Genomic DNA, 14,948 nt, shown 5'->3' with positions numbered 1-14,948 from the left:
GCCGAAAGCGAGACCGCCGGGCGGTGGAACGCAGGGCGGGGCCGTGACGCGTCCTGTCGGGCATCGCCGGACCGCGTCTCCTCGCGGACACCCCCGAACGCCTGGGCGGTTCGCGTCCACGGCATCATCGATGCCCTGCCCGGGACGATCTCCGCCCCGGCCCAGCAGATACCTACCAGGGCACTGCCGGCGCGGCCCGGGCGTTCCCTACCTGAGGAGCAACGCTCTCTTCGCATCTGCGGTCGGTCAAGATCCGGTAGCGTCCCCCTTTGCGGCCGGTGTCATCGGCGTGCTGGTGGACACGGACGATGGTGGACTGGATCTGGACCAGCCGGTCGATGTCACCTGCCGCATCGGCGCGGGCCCGGACTTGTGGGCGCGTGCGAGGACCTCGACCTGGGCTACCACTTCGTCTGGGGTGGCCTTCGGCTGGTGCCCTTGCGTCGAGGAGCGGTCAAGAGCCCGATCTCGCCGAATCTGCGGTAGCGGTTCACCCACTTCGAGGCACAGGCCCGGGAGATGCCCATCTCAGCGGCGACGTGAGCAATGGGGCGAGTTCGGCAGCGCTCGACGAGGCGGCGGCGCCCTTCAACGGACAACGGTGCGTTGCGGTGGGTCACGCGGCTCACCGCGCTTGTTGGGAGGCGGGGCCCGTGGAGGCTCCCTTCGTACGTGATACGTGGGCGACGAAAAAGAGCAGTACGCCGCAGGTGGCGACCAGGATCCAGCCCGGGCGGGACGCGTGTGCGAGCTCCGTCGGGCTGGTGGCCGTGACCAGGCCGCCGGCGAGAGCGATGCCGAGGGCGGCACCGAGTTGCCGTGCGGTGGAGGTGATCGCCCCAGCTACGCCGGCACGGGCGGGTGGCAGTCCGTTGACCGCGGTGTTGGTGATCGGGGCGTTGGCGAAGCCGAACCCGACGCCGATGAGCGCGTATGCGGCCAACAGCAGGAACACGCTCGTGTGCGGGGTGAGCCGGACCAGGCAGAGCCCGCCGACCGTGATGAAACCGCCGGCCAGGAGCAGTGGCAGCCGCGGTCCCGCGCGGCCGACCATACGGCCGGACCAGGGGGCGCAGACGGTCGCTCCGACGGCCAGGGGCAAGGTCGCCATGCCGGCGGCCAGCGGCGTCCATCCCCGGGTGTTCTGCAGGTAGAGGGTGTTCAGCAGCAGCGTCATGTTCAGGCCGACGAAGACCGCCACCGCGCCCACGACCGCACCGCTGAAGATCGGGCGCCTGAAGAGCCGCAGATCCATGAGCGGCTCACGTCGGCGGGACTCGACCCACACGAATCCGGCTGTCGCCACGGCAGCCCATGCGTATCCCGCCAGCGCCGCAGGCGACGTCCAGCCGATGCGCGGCCCTTCGATCAGGACGCCGACCACGACGGCGAGGACCATGGTCAGCAGGACCTGGCCGGGCAGGTCGAGCCGCCGGGCCCGCGGTACCCGGGACTCCGGCGGGCCCCGGCTGCGCCAGGAACGGAGACTCACACTCGAGGCACTCGCGACCACGACCGGGATCTCCGTCAGCACGCTGTCCCGGGTGGAATCGGGCAAGCGGCGCCCGACTCTGGACCTGCTCATCCCGCTGGCACGGGCGCACCACGTCGCACTCGACCAGCTGGTGGCGGCGCCGGCCAGCGGTGACCCTCGGGTGCACCTCCGGCCCCTGCACAAGGGGCGCGGAAGCGTCCTCGTGCCCCTGACGCAGTACCCAGGCCGAGTGCAGGTCTTCAAGCAGGTGCTGTCACCCCGCCAGCCTGAACTGGTCACCCACGAGGGCTATGAATGGCTCTACGTCCTCGCTGGTCGGCTGCGCCTCATCCTCGGGGCGCAGGACTTCACGCTGCGGCCCGGCGAAGTGGCCGAGTTCGACACCACCGAGCCACACTGGTTCGGCCCCGCGGACACGAGCACTGTGGAGATCCTGCACCTGTTCGGTCCACGGGGAGACCAAGCCATCGTCCGCGCCAGACCGTCGACCGCCGATCCCGCCCCGCCGACCGCCCCAGACTCACCGTCAACAACGTCATGACCCGCAACACCTAGCGGGGCGGGTCCCTTGAGCGTCTGGCTTCGTGGCCCGTAGCTGGTCTGTCAGATTACCCCGAGCGCGACACCTGTGATCGGCTACGACGAGCATGCAACTTCATACGCTGAGTCGCATACCCGACCGGGTCCGCTCTGTGACGGGACCTCGGTTTGACGCTCCAATGAGCAATCGCGACCGGCCGATCACCGGCGTGACTGACTACACGAGCGGAAGCTCTCAGAGCGTGGTGCAGGCTCTGAACGCTCTGGGCGCCCAAATCGTCTGATGCCGGCGCCCCATGAACTCGGCAGTGTGGACCGGGTTGTCCTGCCCGGTGTCGGATCAGCAGGTACCACGATGGAGTACCTCGCCAAGGCCGGCCGGCCCGAAGCCCTTCGGCCTCGAGTGGTGGACGACGGGATGCCGTTCCTGGGTATCTGTGTGGGACTACAGATCCTCTTCGAATCCAGCGCGGAGCAGGACGCCGCGTGCCTAGGCCGGCTCCGAGCCGGTCGAGTTCGTCTCCGGTCGGGGCCGCGGTGAAAGATGGTTCAGCGCACTCCCGAGATTTCTTCTCGTCGCCCTGGCCGGGGCCTTCTTCGCCGTCGTCGCGGTCGATGACTGACGAACCGCGTGCCACAGACCACCGCTGTTGGGCCTCTTCTTGGATCAGCCGAACCTGCACGTCAGCAGCGTGAACGTCCTCTTAGCCAGCCGACGGGGTTGGGGTGCGCGCGAAACGACGGGCTTCGCCAGGAGTCATCCCAAAACGCTTCTTGAAGACCCGGTTGAAGTGGGCGGGGTCGGGGATGCCCCAGCGGCGACCGACCAGCAAGACGGGTTCGTCCACCAGCGCAGTCGTCAGGTCTCGATGAGCCCCCTGGAGTCGTTGCTCGCGCAGGTAGCCGACAATGGTCGTCCCGTCGTTGGCGAAGAGGCGATGCAGGTAGCTGAGGGAAACACCGCAAGCAACGGCGACGTCGGCGGGAGCGAGTGCGGGTTCGCCGAGGTGTCGCACGATGAACGACTTCGCCAGGGACAGATGCACGGACGGCGGGCTCCCCACCGCTCCATCGCCGGACATGAACGCGACAGACAAACTGACCAGCGCATGCTGAATCGCGACCTGTTGGCTGGGATCCGAAAGATCCGCACTTCCCCTGGCCAGTGAGGTGAGTAGCGCGCCGAGTGCCGCGCCGACCCCATCCGCAAGGGGCGCAACGCGCGCCGTTCGATCGGCGAGCACCTTCTCGGGCAGCGGCAATAGCCGCTTGGGGAGGAGGCCGATGGTGAACTGGAAGGCTCCTGACGTCGCGAATCGGAACGGTCGTGAACTGTCGTACAGCAGGAGGTCACCGGGTTTCACCATCGCCGTCCGCCCGTCCTGCTCCACCTGGCAGTAGTGGCCATGGTCCATGGACAAGACGTGAAGGACCTCCGGGTCGCCGGCCCTGATGTCCGATGCGCGTCGGTCGAAGACATGCTGGCTCGCGCGAATCCGCCGCAGTCGGGTCTCGGCGATGGTCGCACCCGCGACGCGACCGTGTAGCTCGCTGACGGTTGGCTGCACGGCCAGAGGGACGAACTGATCACAGACGCTGGAGCGCCAGTATTCGGTCCGCTCCGCTGCGGGTCGATTCGCAGTATCGATCTCGAACGAATCGGGCATGGCTCATCGTGCTCTGTCCGTTCCGACCTCGTCAACCCCGGTTTGGGGGCGGTTCGGGGTCGAGATTGTCCATGTCTGCACATGCCTTGACTGTGGCAATCCAAACCCGCTCCAGGCCACTGTCCGCCGTTGACGCGGGCACTTCGGGGGTCGTTTGCTCCTCCGCCAGGACGTAAGTGCATCCGCCTTGGCAGTGACGCCCCGAGGATCTCATGTCGTCCGGGACGAAGATCCGTACGAACAAGGAAGAGAGCGTCCCATGGAGTTGCCATCTCGCCGAGCGGTCGAAGACCTCGCCCATGACCTGAAGCTCGGCATCGCCGAGCACGACCTGGACTTCTACCACGCCGCTACGAGCGGACTGCTGGGATCGTGGTCGGTCGTCGACGAGCTCTACGAGCGTGAGGTAGCGCCCAAGGCGCCCGAGCGGGACTGGTCGGAGCCGGCTGACAACCCCCTTGGGGCGTGGTACGTCAAGACCGACCTTCGCACGACTGAGTCCGGCCCGCTGGCGGGCCGCCGGGTCGCGATCAAGGACAACATTGCTGTTGCCGGCGTCCCGATGATGAACGGCTCGGAGACGGTGCGCGGCTTCGTCCCGAAGACGGACGCCACCGTCGTCACTCGCCTGCTCGATGCCGGTGCCACGATCGCCGGCAAGTCCGTGTGTGAAGACCTCTGCTTCTCCGGCGCGTCTCACACGGCGAAGACCGGACCGATCCGCAACCCGTGGGACACCAAGCGCACCGCGGGCGGCTCCTCGAGCGGCAGCGCGGCGCTGGTCGCCGCGGGTGAGGTCGATCTCGCCCTGGGTGGTGACCAGGGTGGTTCGATCCGCATCCCGTCAGCCTTCTGTGGGGTGGTGGGCCACAAGCCGACCTTCGGCCTGGTGCCCTACACCGGCGGCTTCCCGATCGAACAGACGATTGATCACCTCGGTCCCATCGCTCCGACGGTCGCCGACGCCGCGGCCATGCTGACGGTGATCGCTGGGGCTGACGGTCTCGACCCGCGCCAGCCAACGGGTGTGACCGGCGCCGACTATGTAGCCGCACTGGGCGAACTCGACCGTGGTCTTCGGATCGGTGTTGTCACTGAGGGCTTCGATCAGGCCAACTCCGACCCGGGGGTGAACGCGGTCGTACGGGCTGCGATCGAGCGTCTGACCGCCGCCGACCACCTCGCCGAAGACGTCTCGATCCCGTGGCACAAGCACGGCGCCGCCATCTGGGACGTGATCTCGGTCGAGGGAGCGACCTGGCAGATGGTGGACGGCAACGCCTACGGCCTCAATTGGAAGGGCGCTTATGACCCCGACCTGATGGCCTTCTACGGCGAGCGGTGGCGCCAGAACCCGGCTGCGTTCTCGGAGACGGTCAAGCTCGTGGCGCTCGGTGGCACATACGCCCTCCGCCATGGGTACGGCGCGAGCTACGGCAAGGCGCGCAACCTTGAGTCGGTGCTCGCGGCCGCGTACGACAAGGTTCTTGACCAGTACGACGTCATCGTCATGCCGACCCTCCCGATCACGGCCAGCCTCATCCCCGCTGCCGACGCATCGGCCGAGGAGATCGTGACGCGAGCACTGGACATGGTGGCCAACACAGCGCCCTTCGACGTGACTGGTCACCCGGCCTGCACGATCCCCGCCGGCCTGAGCGAGGGCCTTCCCGTCGGCCTCATGGTCATCGCCAAGCGATTCAGCGACGCATCGGTCCTGCAGGCAGCGCACGCCTTCGAGCAGACGCTCGGAACGCTCACGCGCCCCGAGCACAGTTAAGGAGTGACCCGAATGAACGGTGTATTCGACCTCGCCGGTACCGACGGCATCGGCCCCGTAATCGTCCCTGAGCACGAACCGGTTTTCCGCGCCGCATGGGAGAAGGCCGTCTTTCCGATGTTCGCCATGTGCTTTCGCGCAGGGTTCTTCGGCGTCGACGAGTTCCGCCACGGAATCGAGCTCATCGACCCGGCTGTCTACCTGAAGTCGCCGTACTACGAGCACTGGGTGCACACCGTCGAACACTTCGGAGAGAAGCTGGGCAAGCTCGACATGGCCGAGCTCGACCGCCGGACCGCTCACTACCTGGCCAAACCGGAAGCTCCGTTGCCGCAGCACCAGGACGACCCGGAGCTGCTCGCGTTCGTCGAGGCGGTCGTCCCGGTCGGTGCGACCGCGAAGCGTGAGTCCGACAAGGCTGCTCGCTTCAAGGTGGGCGACATCGTTCGGGTCGACCGGTCGGCTCCGAAGGGCCACACGCGCCGCGCCCGCTACATCCGTGGCGCCGTCGGTGAGGTCGTCCTGGCGCACGGCACGTTCATCTACCCCGACACCGCGGGCAACGGACTCGGCGAGCACCCCGAGCACGTCTACACCGTCCGATTCACCAACGAAGAGCTCTGGGGTGCTGAGCACGCCGAGCCCAACGGTTCCGTCTGCTTCGACGTCTGGGACCCCTACATCGAGCTCGCCGGCCCCGCGGCCGCCAACGCCGAAGGAGCTGTCGCGTGAGCGCCAAGATCCGTACCCAGGAAGAGATCGCCGCTCGAGTCAAGGCGCTCGAGTCCATGCTCATCGAGCAGGGCGTCATGACGACCCAGGCCATCGACCGCATGGTCGAGATCTACGAGCACGAGGTCGGCCCTCAGCTCGGCGCGAAGGTCGTGGCCAAGGCGTGGAGTGACCCGGAGTTCAAGGCTCGCCTGGTCGAGGACGCCTCCGAGGCTTGCAAAGAACTCGGTATCAGCGGCCTCCAGGGCGAGGACATGTTCGTCGTCGAGAACACCGACGACGTGCACAACATCATTGTGTGCACCCTCTGCTCCTGCTACCCGTGGCCCGTCCTCGGACTGCCGCCGAACTGGTACAAGGACCCGCAGTACCGTGCCGCCATCACACGCGAGCCCCGCAAGGTCCTCAGCGACTCCTTCGACTTCACCGTCCCGGAGAGTGTCGAGGTCCGCGTCTGGGACTCCAGCAGCGAGATGCGCTACTGGGTGCTTCCGCAGCGCCCGGCCGGCACCGACGGGTGGAGCGAGGAGCGACTCGCCGAACTCGTCACCCGTGACTCGATGATCGGCGTCGGTCCGGTCGCTCAGGTCGCATCGTGACAACCGCGGCCACGCTTCCGGAACCGTACGCAAGTGCTACGGCACGGGGGGAGTCCCGCCGCGAGGTCGAGGAGCTCCTCTGCGGGATGCCCGTCGCTGATCCGAGCGAGCTGGGCTTCGAGTTCCCGTGGGAGATCCGCGCCTTCGCGATGGCGGTCGCTGCCCACAAGTCGTTGAAGTTCGACTGGTCCGAATTCCAGGGTGCGTTGATCTCCTCGATCCAGGAGTGGGAGACCACTGCGGCTGAGAGCGGTGCGAAGTGGTCGTACTACGAGCACTGGGTGACGGCGCTCGAGGACGTCATGTCCCAGCACGGCGTCATGGCCAGGTCCAACCTCGGCCAACGGGTCGTTCAGGTCCTGGCCGAGCCGCCCAACCGCAACCACCACGAGGCCCACACCGAGCCGATCGCCATCTTCCCCGCCACCCCGGCAGGGGTCTGACCTGAAGGAGTCGCCGACATGGCACACAGCAATACCGCGGTCGCGAACGAGCCCGTCGTGACCACCGTCCTCAGCATCACGCTCGCCGTGTTCGCCCTGCTGACCGTCCTCTTCCTCCTGCAGGAGAACGGACTTCTCATCCCGTCCGGGGCTGCGCACTACCTGCACGAGGCCACGCACGACGCGCGTCACGCTCTCGGCGTGCCGTGCCACTGAGGGAGGTCGACTCCCATGGCCGTGATGACCGTAGGCCGCACCATCGGCTACGGCACCCTGGCGGGCGCCGTGGCCGGCGGTGCCGGTGCCGCTGTTCAGTATTGGCTCGTCGAGCCGTCCATCCGCGCTGCGATCGCGATCGAGGACGCCAAGTCGGCGACGGATCACGCCGATCACGGTCACACGTCCGACGTGGTCGTCTCCAGGGCGGAGCAGGTCGGGTTCGGACTGCTCACCGTTCTGGTCGTCGGAACCCTGATCGGTATCGCCTTCGCGCTGGTCCGTCGTTTCCTCGGTGATCGAGTGCCGGGGCGCTCTGCCGCCGGTTCGGCGATTGCTCTCGCCGGCCTCGGGTTCGCCGCGTGCACCCTCGCACCGGCGCTCGTCATCCCGGCCAATCCGCCGGCGGTCGGTGACCCGGCCACCGTCAATGCCCGGACCGTGACTTACATCGGAACGATCTTCTGCGCGATCGTGCTCACGGCAGCGGTGACCGCCTTGGCACGGGTGAAGCGTTTCGAGCCTGGGCTTAGGGTCGTCGCCGCCACGGCGCTCGCCCTCGTTGGTTCGATCGTTCTGGTCTGGGTGATCCCTGACGTTGCCGACCCGATTCCCTCCGACGTGCCCGCTCGGTTGATCTGGAACTTCAGGGTCGGCTCCCTTGCCCAGATGGGTGTGATGTGGCTGGTCATGGGCGGTGTCTTCGGGTACCTCTCGCAGGCCGTTGCTCGTGCCCGGAGGGGGGTCGGTGCCCTGCCTTCCGCTCAGTTCGCCTCCGGGTGAGGCGAACGTGACCGCGACGTCAGCCGCGAAGACGGAGCCTCGCCCCGGCCAGGGCCTGCGGATCAGGATGTGTCGGGGTTGCTGCTGCGGCACCCGGCGCAAGCACCCTGATGTGGATCACGACGGCATTGCCGAGATCCTGGCGCACGAGAGCGGGAGCGGCACCGAGCTGGTGAGCACCGACTGCCTGTGGCAGTGCGCACTCTCCAACGTCGTTGTCGTCAACCCGTCTCCGGACGCACGACGCGCGGGCGCCCGACCGGTGTGGATCCAGAAGGTCAACACGCTTGAGCGAGCCCGCGTGATCGCCGAGTGGGTCCGCCGAGGCGGGCCCGGGATTGCCGAGCCGCCCGACGACCTCGGCGACGCCAACCCTCAGTCCGCTGCCCACCGCTCGCCCCTCGCCGGCTGGTGACCGGTGGCCGCCAAGGCCACCAGTACCCCTTTCGCTGTTCGCCCACTTGAAGAAGGAACTCATGGAATCCGCGATCGACACCCACCTCCGGTGCCCGCGCACGCTGTCACGGCGCGTCGCTGACGACTACCAGCCGCCCTTCCCGATGTTCGTCGCACGCGCGGACCAGTCGCTCCAGCAGGTCGTCATGGCCTACTTCGGTGTTCAGTACGCCGAGGACTCGCAGCGGCCGAAGGCGCTCGCGGCACTGCGGCACATCGTTGAAAGCTTCGCCCTGGCCGACGGGCCGATCCATCACGACCTGACCGACCACGTCGACAACCAGAACCACCACAACCTGATGGTCGTCGCTTACTGGGCGGACCCGGCGGCGTACTGCCGTTGGCTGCGCTCGGATGAGGTCAACGGCTGGTGGAGCTCCGACGAGCGCCTCACCGAGGGTCTCGGCTACTTCCGCGAGATCGTCGCGCCACGCGTCGACCAGTTCGAGACGCTCTACGCCTTCACCGAGGACTTCCCCGGTATCGGTGGTGTGATGGGCACGTGCAGTGGTGAGATCAGCGAGCACGGGTATTGGGGCTCGATGCGTGACCGCATTCCGCTCTCGCAGACCGACTGGATGCAGCCCGACGACGGGCTCGCCATCATCTCGGGTGACCCGTCCCAGGGTGGCCGTGTGATCGTTCGAGGCCACGACAACATCGCCCTGATCCGGTCGGGCCAGGACTGGCGCGCCGCAGGCGAGGCCGAGCGGAACCTCTACCTCGACGAGATCCTGCCGAGCCTGGAAGCCGGTATGGACTTCCTGCGCGACAACGGCGAGACGGTCGGCTGCTACAGCAACCGCTTCGTCCGCAGCATCGACCTCGACGGCAACGAACTCGACGAGAGCTACGACATCGGGCACTGGCGGTCCCTGGACCAACTCGAGCGGTGGGCAGAGTCCCACCCGACGCACCTGCGCATCTTCGTCACGTTCTTCAAGGTCGTGGCCGGTCTGGAGAAGCTTCGCCTCTACCACGAGGTCTCGGTCTCCGATGGCAAGGACCAGCTCTTCGAGTACATCAACTGCCACCCGCTCACCGGGATGATGCGGGACGCGGTGGTGCCGGCGAGTGTCTGAGGACCACTCTCCTCATCCCCGGTCGGTTGCTGTGCGGAGCCCGCGCTCGGCTCGGCAACCGACCGCCAACTCTCTTCGATCCAGGACGAACGAAGAGCCCCATGACCAACGCCACCGCCGCCCTCCGTGAAGCCCGTGACCACCTGCTGCACGTGCGCACTGCCTACGACGAGGTGGCGACGAGTTTCCATTGGCCCGACGTCGGCCCGGCCTTCAATTTCGCCTTCGACTGGTTCGACGCCATTGCGCGTGGCAACCAGCGGCCGGCCCTCGTGCTGGCTGAGGAGCACGGCTCGACAGCGTCCTACACGCTCCACGACATGGCCTATCGCTCCGACAAGGTGGCTGTCTACCTGGCGGCACAGGGCGTACGCCGCGGAGACAGCGTCGTTGTGATGCTCGGCAATCAGGTCGAGCTGCGGGAGAGCATGCTGGCACTCATTCGACTGGGGGCCGTTATCATGCCGACGACCACTGCCGTCGGCACCTCGACCTCATCGATCGCCTTGAAGCAGCTCGGCTCGCGCGGTCATCTGCAATCCGGCCGATGGGCACAAGTTCGAGGGCGTCCCTGGCGACTATCTCCGGTTCGCTGTCGGGGACAAGGCTCGGCCGGACGGCTGGCTCCGCTATGCCGACGCCCACGACATGGCCTGTGATGCAGCACGTGCGGCCAATACTCACCCGGGCAACGCGAGTACGGACCGTCTCCTCCTCTACTTCACTTCCGGCACGACCACCCGGCCCAAGCTTGTGGAGCACACCCACATCTCCTACCCGATCGGCCACCTCTCGAATACGGCCCCACTCCCCCGCCATCGGCACGGAGAGACCGCAAGGCAGGGCCGCTCAGCCCAGCACGTCGCGCAGCAGTCTCGCGTCCTTCACCACCTGGCTCCAGCCGGTACGCGCGGCGGCCGCGGTGACCTCGGCATCTCGCCCTTCGCCGCGCAGCGGGAGGCGCAGTCGACACCGCGGGCGAGCAGCGCTCCGGTGCCCCGGACCACCGGGTCGCCCAGCAAGGTGGGGCAGGACGACTTCGAGCACGGACCAGACGGTGGCGTACGCGCCGGTCTCGGCCGCAGTACGCAGCAAGGTCTCCCCTTGCCCGGCGGCGTCGTGGGCGCGCCGCACAACCGGCCCCGGGCCGACTGCGGCCGTGAGCTGGGACACGGCGCCACCCACACCGACCCAGGCAATCGCCCACCTCCGCAGCCGGCAGATCCTGCTGACCTACGACGCCGCGGCCAGGACCCTGACCGCGGCCACACCCCGAACAGAACCCCTGGCGGACCTTTCCAGCGCTGCGGTGATGATCGCCGAGAACTGCGCAGCGACCCGGCGGCAGGCACCGACGCCCGCGCCGAGAGTCGGGGCTACCGGCGCACTTCGCGCGGTGCGATCCCGAAGTGCTGCCGGAACGCGCTGCTGAAGGCGCTGGGGGAGCTGAAGCCGACCGACGCGGCCACATCGGCGATGCTGTGCGAGGCGAATGCCGGGCAGCTCAGTCTGGTGCGGGCGAGGTCGAGCCGCTCGCGCCGGATCAGCTCTGTGGCGGTGGTGCCTTCCCGGGCGAGCACAGCCTGGATGTAGCGGGATGACCAGCCGATCGCTGAGGACATCGCGGCCACGGAGAGGTCGGGGTCGGTGACGTGTTCGCGCACGTATCGGCGTACCGCGTCGAGAACCGCCGTGCCGCCGCTCGAGGACGGCATCTGTTGGTCGCCGGCGGCGGCGAGGCAGAACAGGTCGACGATCCGGTCGCACACCGAGTCGAAGTCGGCGCCGGAGAGATTGTCGCGCTCCCGGATGAGGCTGACCAGCAGATCACGGGTCACCCCCGGCAGGCCCTTGTGCCCGACGATCCGCTGCCCACGCGGCGAGATGAGACCGAGACGCTGATCGACCCGCTCGAACGGGATGAGAAGCGTGAGCGCGGCTGCTCCATCGGCGTGCGCGACATGGAACGGCGCGTCGATCGGCACCAGCGCCATTTCCCCGACCTGGAGTGCTCGGTCCACGGAGTCGCTGCCGACGTGCAACTGGTCTCGCAGCGGGACGAAGAGCTCGTAGTGCCCGCGCGGATCGCGGCGGATCCCGCGCGCCTCGCGACGTACGTACTCGGACTCACCGGTCCACGACACGAGCTGGTACGTCGACGTGCGCTGTCGCATCACGCGACCCCGGTAGGACTCGGCGTAGAAGTCGATGCCGAATTCACCGTGCACGTCGCTGCACCAGTCCCGCCACGCATCCTGCGCGGTGACACCTGCGCTCGCCTGGTCGCCGGTGACCAGGCCATCGATCTGATACATCGAGGCTCGCCCTCTCTCGCGCCCGAGCATAGGGCCGGCAAACGGCAGTCGGCGAGGGGCCGGTTTGTGCGGATTGACGACACAACTGTGCGCCTCGGCGCGCGACCTGGACCAGTTGGGCGGGTTTCACTTCCGATGTGACGCCGTTCACTCGCGCAGGGAAGTGTCGCGGAGGCGTCGCACATCCCGGCAACGCCTGTGTGACCAGGAGGAACCATGTCCCAGAACGCCGTCCCCAGCCTGGACGAGTTGCTGGCCAAAGCGCCCAGCAACTGGGGCAAGTGGGGTCCCGACGACGAGGTGGGTGGCCTGAACTACCTCGGCCCCGAGCAGGTCGTCGCTGCCGCGGCGCTGATCCGCTCGGGCAAGGTCTTCACGATCCAGCGGCTGATCGGTGACCCGAAGGGCGACCCTGTGTGGCCGGGCCGGACCCCCGCGGTCCGCACCCAGATCATGGACGAGGCCACCTGGGACAGAGAGGACGCGCCGCAGTACCCGGGCGGGTTGCACTACGCCGATGACAAGATCGACGCCTTCCTGCAGGGCTCGACGCAGTACGACGCCCTGGGTCACGTCTGGTACGGCGGCAAGATCTGGAACGGGTACGACGCCCGTACCACTGTGGGGGGCATGGACAAGGCCAGCGTCGAGCCGATCGCCCAGCGCGGTGTCGTCGGCCGCGGCGTGCTTCTCGACATGGCGCGGCTTCGTGGCAAGAAGAACCTCGAAACCGCCGAGACCTTCACCCACGAGGACCTGCTCGCCTGCGCGGACCACCAGGGCGTCGAGCTCCGCAAACGCGACATCCTGCTGATCCGCACCAACTACCTTCAGCTGTTCTTCGAGTTGGGCGACAGGTTCTACGACGGCTTCTGCGAGCCCGGCCTCGTCTACAGCCCCGAACTCGTCGAGTGGTTCGCCGAGATGGAGATCCCGAACCTGGTCACCGACACGATCGCCAACGAGGTGACCGCCGACCCGAACAACGGCGTGGTGCTGCCGCTGCACAGCGCCTTGATGCGCAATCTGGGGGTGACCTTCACCGAGATCACCGACCTCGAGGCGCTCGCCGCGGACTGCGCCGAGGACCGCACGTATGAGTTCTTCTACGCCGCGGCTCCGCTGAAGATAGCCAAGGGCAGTGGCGCGCCGGTCAACCCCATCGTCGTGAAGTAGGGCCGACGATGTCTGTCTACGATCAGCGCCCCTGGCTCGCCCTGTACGGGGACCAGCCCGAGGAGTTCTCCCTCGAGCACACCAATGCGTTGGAGATGTTCCGGGCCGGCTTGGCGGCCGACCCGGACGGCGTCGCGATCCGCTACTTCGACGGCGTCGTGACCCGGGCGGAGCTGGATGCCCAGAGCGATGCGCTCGCCGGCGGACTGCGTGAACTCGGGTTCGGCCGCGGTGACCGGCTCGCGGTCTACCTGCAGAACGTGCCCCAGTTCCTGGTCTGCATGCTCGCGGCGTGGAAGGCCGGCGGGATGCTGGTCTCCATCAACCCGATGAGCCGGGCTCGCGAACTCACCTATCTCCTCGAGGACTCCGGGGCCAAGGTCCTGGTGTGTTCGGAGAGCCTGTACGGCGAGGTGGGTCGGGACGTCGTACCGGCCAGTCCGGTCGAGGTCGTGTTGACCACCAGCGAGCTGGAGTATCAAACCCGCGACGACGCCCGGCTGTTCTCCGGCGTGACCCGGCAGCGCCACGAGGGGACCCGGGACCTGATGGAGTTCATCGCCGGGCACCGGGGGAACACCCCGCCTCCGGTGGAGCTCGGGCCGGACGACGTCGCGTTCCTCACCTACACCTCCGGCACAACCGGGGTTCCGAAGGGTGCGGTGAACGTGCACCGGAATGTGGTGTTCACCGCCACGGTGTACCGGGACTTCATCCGCTTCCGACCGGGTGGTGAGGTGTTCGGGATCGCGCCGCTGTTCCACATCACCGGGTTGATCGGGCACGTCGCGATCAGCTTCCTGGCTCCGATGCCACTCGTGCTCGCCTACCGCTTCGAACCTGGCGTGGTGCTCGATGCGTTCGTCGAGCACCGGCCGACTTACACGATCGGGGCGATCGCGGCGCTGAACGCGCTGCTCAGTCACCCGGACTTCGCCCGGGAGAAGTTCAGCTCGTTCACCTCGGTCTACTCCGGCGGAGCCGCGATCTCACCCAGCGCGGAGAAGGCGTTCCGGGCCGCGACCGGGCTCCAGGTGCACAACGCCTACGGCCTCACCGAGACGACCAGCCCGATGACCGCGACCCCTTTCGGCGCCGGTCCCCCGGTCGACCCGAGCTCGGGCGCGCTCTCGGTAGGCGTCCCCGTGCCATCGACGATCGTGCGGATCCAGGACGACGAGGGCAACGACCTCCCGCTCGGCGAGATCGGCGAGATCGTTGCCGAAGGGCCGCAGGTCGTCGCCGGCTACTGGGGCAAGCCCGAGGAGACCGCGGCAGGTCTGCCCGGTGGCACGCTCAAGAGCGGCGATGTCGGCTTCATGAACGAGCAGGGCTGGATCTTCATCGTCGACCGCAAGAAGGACATGATCAACGCCTCGGGCTACAAGGTATGGCCTCGTGAGGTCGAGGACGTGCTTGCCGAGCACCCCGCGGTGCGGGAGGCGGCCGTCGTCGGCGTCCCTGACGACAAGCGCGGCGAGACGGTAAAGGCGTACGTCAGCCTCAAGGCCGGCCACTCCTGCACGTCGGACGAACTCATCCGGCACTGCAAGGAGCGGATGGCGGCGTACAAGTACCCGCGCCAGGTCGAGTTCCTCGACGACCTGCCGAAAACGGTGACCGGCAAGATCCTGCGTCGCGAGTTGCGGGGCTGACATGCCCTT

Annotated in this window: 17 protein-coding genes and 1 pseudogene; 13 read left to right on the top strand and 5 right to left on the bottom strand. The window is 67.6% G+C overall.

Annotated elements, in window-relative coordinates; translation table 11 throughout:
• Positions 1 to 369 precede the first annotated feature (369 nt).
• Both EF387_RS12350 and EF387_RS12345 read right to left on the bottom strand, forming a co-directional pair.
• Positions 370 to 620: pseudogene (locus tag EF387_RS12350) on the bottom strand (helix-turn-helix domain-containing protein); the annotation flags it as partial.
• Between the two features lie 5 nt (positions 621 to 625).
• Positions 626 to 1,558 carry an MFS transporter gene (locus tag EF387_RS12345; RefSeq protein WP_238431470.1) on the bottom strand — a complete coding sequence of 311 codons (933 nt, stop codon included), beginning with the start codon at positions 1,556 to 1,558 and terminating at the stop codon, positions 626 to 628.
• Here EF387_RS12345 and EF387_RS12340 point away from each other — a divergent pair.
• Together EF387_RS12340 and EF387_RS49975 are read left to right on the top strand one after the other, a co-directional pair.
• The gene (locus EF387_RS12340; protein ID WP_128376621.1) at positions 1,470 to 2,036 is read left to right on the top strand and encodes a helix-turn-helix domain-containing protein; all 567 of its coding nucleotides are present in this window, start codon (positions 1,470 to 1,472) and stop codon (positions 2,034 to 2,036) included. The genes EF387_RS12345 and EF387_RS12340 overlap by 89 nt on opposite strands.
• Before the next feature lie 282 nt (positions 2,037 to 2,318).
• A complete protein-coding gene (locus EF387_RS49975; RefSeq protein ID WP_128376533.1) occupies positions 2,319 to 2,576 on the top strand; it encodes a glutamine amidotransferase-related protein in 258 nt (85 codons plus the stop codon).
• 163 nt (positions 2,577 to 2,739) lie between these two features.
• Here EF387_RS49975 and EF387_RS12330 read toward each other — a convergent pair whose 3' ends face one another.
• Positions 2,740 to 3,702 (bottom strand): AraC-like ligand-binding domain-containing protein, encoded by a 963-nt coding sequence (locus EF387_RS12330; protein WP_128376532.1) that lies wholly within the window; start codon positions 3,700 to 3,702, stop codon positions 2,740 to 2,742.
• Between the two features lie 259 nt (positions 3,703 to 3,961).
• Between EF387_RS12330 and EF387_RS12325 the strand changes: the two genes are divergently transcribed.
• The 9 genes from EF387_RS12325 (at position 3,962) to EF387_RS12285 (ending at position 10,452) form a co-directional block, all read left to right on the top strand.
• A complete protein-coding gene (locus EF387_RS12325; protein ID WP_128376531.1) occupies positions 3,962 to 5,482 on the top strand; it encodes an amidase in 1,521 nt (506 codons plus the stop codon).
• Between the two features lie 12 nt (positions 5,483 to 5,494).
• Positions 5,495 to 6,214 carry a nitrile hydratase subunit beta gene (gene nthB / locus EF387_RS12320; protein WP_128376530.1) on the top strand — a complete coding sequence of 240 codons (720 nt, stop codon included), beginning with the start codon at positions 5,495 to 5,497 and terminating at the stop codon, positions 6,212 to 6,214.
• On the top strand, positions 6,211 to 6,813 hold the full coding sequence (nthA, locus tag EF387_RS12315; protein ID WP_128376529.1) for a nitrile hydratase subunit alpha: 603 nt from the start codon (positions 6,211 to 6,213) through the stop codon (positions 6,811 to 6,813). The genes nthB and nthA overlap by 4 nt, the downstream gene beginning before the upstream one ends.
• Positions 6,814 to 6,899: 86 nt before the next feature.
• Positions 6,900 to 7,256 (top strand): nitrile hydratase accessory protein, encoded by a 357-nt coding sequence (locus EF387_RS12310; RefSeq protein WP_128376528.1) that lies wholly within the window; start codon positions 6,900 to 6,902, stop codon positions 7,254 to 7,256.
• Positions 7,257 to 7,274: 18 nt separating this feature from the next.
• Entirely contained in the window at positions 7,275 to 7,472 is a 198-nt protein-coding gene (locus tag EF387_RS12305) for a CbtB domain-containing protein (RefSeq protein WP_128376527.1), read from the top strand.
• Positions 7,473 to 7,487: 15 nt separating this feature from the next.
• The gene (locus EF387_RS12300) at positions 7,488 to 8,255 is read left to right on the top strand and encodes a CbtA family protein (RefSeq protein WP_128376526.1); all 768 of its coding nucleotides are present in this window, start codon (positions 7,488 to 7,490) and stop codon (positions 8,253 to 8,255) included.
• 7 nt (positions 8,256 to 8,262) lie between these two features.
• Positions 8,263 to 8,670 (top strand): (2Fe-2S) ferredoxin domain-containing protein, encoded by a 408-nt coding sequence (locus EF387_RS12295; protein ID WP_202918215.1) that lies wholly within the window; start codon positions 8,263 to 8,265, stop codon positions 8,668 to 8,670.
• Between the two features lie 61 nt (positions 8,671 to 8,731).
• Positions 8,732 to 9,793: an aliphatic aldoxime dehydratase gene (oxdA, locus tag EF387_RS12290; RefSeq protein ID WP_128376525.1), complete on the top strand. Its 1,062-nt coding sequence runs from the start codon at positions 8,732 to 8,734 to the stop codon at positions 9,791 to 9,793.
• A gap of 101 nt (positions 9,794 to 9,894) precedes the next feature.
• Positions 9,895 to 10,452 (top strand): AMP-binding protein, encoded by a 558-nt coding sequence (locus EF387_RS12285; protein WP_202918214.1) that lies wholly within the window; start codon positions 9,895 to 9,897, stop codon positions 10,450 to 10,452.
• 190 nt (positions 10,453 to 10,642) lie between these two features.
• Here EF387_RS12285 and EF387_RS47080 read toward each other — a convergent pair whose 3' ends face one another.
• A complete protein-coding gene (locus EF387_RS47080; protein WP_162467110.1) occupies positions 10,643 to 10,888 on the bottom strand; it encodes a hypothetical protein in 246 nt (81 codons plus the stop codon).
• A gap of 281 nt (positions 10,889 to 11,169) precedes the next feature.
• The gene (locus EF387_RS12280; protein WP_162467123.1) at positions 11,170 to 12,108 is read right to left on the bottom strand and encodes a helix-turn-helix domain-containing protein; all 939 of its coding nucleotides are present in this window, start codon (positions 12,106 to 12,108) and stop codon (positions 11,170 to 11,172) included.
• A gap of 216 nt (positions 12,109 to 12,324) precedes the next feature.
• Between EF387_RS12280 and EF387_RS12275 the strand changes: the two genes are divergently transcribed.
• Together EF387_RS12275 and EF387_RS12270 are read left to right on the top strand one after the other, a co-directional pair.
• On the top strand, positions 12,325 to 13,284 hold the full coding sequence (locus tag EF387_RS12275; protein ID WP_128376523.1) for a cyclase family protein: 960 nt from the start codon (positions 12,325 to 12,327) through the stop codon (positions 13,282 to 13,284).
• A gap of 8 nt (positions 13,285 to 13,292) precedes the next feature.
• Complete coding sequence (locus EF387_RS12270) at positions 13,293 to 14,939, top strand: AMP-binding protein (RefSeq protein WP_128376522.1); 1,647 nt, start codon at positions 13,293 to 13,295, stop codon at positions 14,937 to 14,939.
• The last annotated feature ends 9 nt before the right edge of the window (positions 14,940 to 14,948 follow it).

The sequence above is a fragment of the Streptomyces cavernae genome (assembly GCF_004023625.1).
Lineage (GTDB): Bacteria > Actinomycetota > Actinomycetes > Streptomycetales > Streptomycetaceae > Streptomyces > Streptomyces cavernae.
Note: the sequence above shows the minus strand (reverse complement) of the source record. Positions and strands in the feature narration are given on the sequence as shown.